Annotated in this window: 2 protein-coding genes; one reads left to right on the forward strand and one right to left on the reverse strand. The window is 35.6% G+C overall.

Going from position 1 to position 2,564, the window contains the following annotated elements; all coding sequences use genetic code 11:
- The first annotated feature begins 106 nt into the window (after nucleotides 1–106).
- Entirely contained in the window at nucleotides 107–430 is a 324-nt protein-coding gene (locus VB693_RS27130) for a DUF3082 domain-containing protein (protein WP_323268950.1), read from the forward strand.
- Nucleotides 431–457: 27 nt separating this feature from the next.
- On the opposite strand, the gene VB693_RS27135 is transcribed toward VB693_RS27130, so the two are convergent.
- Nucleotides 458–1,330 carry a DNA-binding response regulator gene (locus tag VB693_RS27135; RefSeq protein WP_323268951.1) on the reverse strand — a complete coding sequence of 291 codons (873 nt, stop codon included), beginning with the start codon at nucleotides 1,328–1,330 and terminating at the stop codon, nucleotides 458–460.
- Nucleotides 1,331–2,564 lie beyond the last annotated feature (1,234 nt).

Below are 2,564 nucleotides of genomic sequence, written 5' to 3' on the forward strand. Positions count from 1 at the left end.
GACAGGTGACAGGTGACAGGTGACAGGTGACAGGTGACAGGTGACAGGTGACAGGTGACAGGTGACAGGTGACAGGTGACAGGAACTAATGATTAATGACTAACTTATGAATGACCAAAACATCACATCAACAACAGAGACGACCGCATCAGTTGCAGCAACCCCGTTACGCTGTTTAATCGGGGCAATCATTTCTGGAGGAATGGGATATGCTGTATATTCTCTCATGATTGCGATCGCTACAACCTTCGCTAAAAAACCCATCCATTCTCATAATGAATTAGTTATTAAGCTTACCTCTGCCGTTCGTACCCTGGTTGTTGGTATAGTAGCCTTGGGATCTGGGATATTTGCGATAGTCGCGATCGGTTTGTTTGCTTTAGGGATACAGTTATTACTCCAAAATTTCACCAAGGCTAAAAATAGTTAATCACTGGGACGTAGGGAAAAATTACCCCTACACCCCTACACCCCTTACAGGTAAGCATTTCTGCCAATAAGTGGGAGCATTCCCCAGTAGTAACGGAGGTTTTTTATAAAACTGAGAAGATTGTTGTTGTTTTCTCCAAGCCTTGGGAGGTAAACCGTGATGCTGGCGAAATTGACGGGAGAAATGGCACGCATTTTGATAACCCAAAGCGTTAGAAATCTGCTCAATTGTCTTGTTGGTATTTTTGAGTAAAGGACGCGCTGCGGCCATCCGACGCTGGAGAATCCAACCGTTAACAGTATCTCCTGTTTCTTTAGCAACTCTATTAGTTAAGTAAGCAGCTGAATAACCAACCGCCTCAGCCACATCTGATAGAGTAATTCCTTCATGATAATGAGCTTCAATATAATCAAAAACTTCCTGGAGGTGCGGACTGGATGGAAAAACAAACTCAGGTTCTAGACTAAGCGACTCAGGAAGTTGATGAGATTTAGTCGCATACCAGTGTCTCAACAAAGCTTGCTTTTCCAATCGGATAGCGATCGCTTTGAGTAGTTCTTCTATCGTAGAGGGTTTAGTAATATAGTCATCCGCACCCAATTCCATACCTTTACGGAGAGCCGTCTTCTCGTGGCTACCAGTCAGAAAAATAAAAGGAATAATTGCTGTTAGAGGATCTTGCCGTAGCGCATTCAAAACATCGTAGCCATCCATATCAGGCATCATAATATCACAGATGATCAAGTCAGGTAAATACTTCTGTGCCTGCTGAATTCCCACAAAACCATTTTCAGCACCTATTGTTTCAAAACCTTCAGCCTCAAGAATAGTTAAAAAGAGATGGCGGCTATCAGTTTCATCTTCAATTACAAGGATTGTTATTGATGAATCGTGAGTCATTTTTCCATTACCAGGAGTTGTGTCCAGGAATAATTAACTAAAAATTATCTTATACAATGGCAAAAATCTTTGCTTTCATTGCTGCTTCTCCATCAAATCTAGTCGCTACGAGCATTTGTAGCAATGTTGTAGTCAGCAATCATGATTCAGGTGGTAAATAGAAAAACTTGGTGTTTAGTTCCACCCAATAGATATTATCTATAAATTGCTGAATCCAGAAACTAGATAATCTCAACTTTACTGTCAAGTTTAGAATCAATCGTAAATCGAATTCAACTAAATTATAGTTAACAGAGTTCATATTCTTCCTCACCCCTTTTAATTAACTGCTACTAAAAACTGTAAATAATGATCATCACTATTTTTTAAAAAAATATTTATGTAGCCAATAATTTTATCTATCAAAATAAAATTATTAGTTGGCGAACTTAATATTTTTACAAATTTTATATATAACGAATAAATATTATTATATTCCCAGCATACAATTTCAATAATTAATTTCTTTAATTGTGTTGAAAATAAAATGTTGTTGCATATCTGTTTCCAACTAAAAATTAGCTTCCAAGAGTTTATTTTATGCTATTAAATACTGTAAATTTAGTAGATTTTTTTATCATGATTTATTCCTGATTTTCGCTTCATTTAACAGGGATTAAACTATATAAGAATATCCCCAGTCATCTGTCATGAGGAGTACATTTTTTTCGAGCATCTCTCTTAGTATTGAATGACTCTCTACCATAAGACATAGAAAATATTAAGATGTTTTGTATTAGGTTATACAATTACCAGAAAATGATTTTTATTGTTAAAAAATATAGCCAATAACAAATTTGACAATTATCTACTCAGATTGCCCATAGCAATCCTATTTCATGGAGGAGAATTCAGAGCTAAGAACGCCACTTTTTTAGAGAGAGCAGGGTTCTTAGCTCTCACGAATTATTTAGTGGGATTACTCTAGTGATCTTGTAATAAATTTACAGCTATTGTAACCACAATAATTAACAATGATGATTATAAATAAAGCCTGATTGGACATAATTCTAAGTTAGATATAGCCTGTATCAATCATGACTGCTCACCAAAATGAGAACAGTAAAAAATATTTTTGATTATTTTCGTCAAAGAATGGTATAATTAACCTGCTTTATAATTTTTTGTGCGCTAAGTATTGCAATTAATAGAAAATCACAAATTTAAAAAACAAAAAAAGAGATAGGTCTAACAA

Origin of the sequence: Anabaena sp. UHCC 0399, from assembly GCF_034931465.1 — a bacterium.
Taxonomy (GTDB): domain Bacteria; phylum Cyanobacteriota; class Cyanobacteriia; order Cyanobacteriales; family Nostocaceae; genus Trichormus; species Trichormus minutissimus.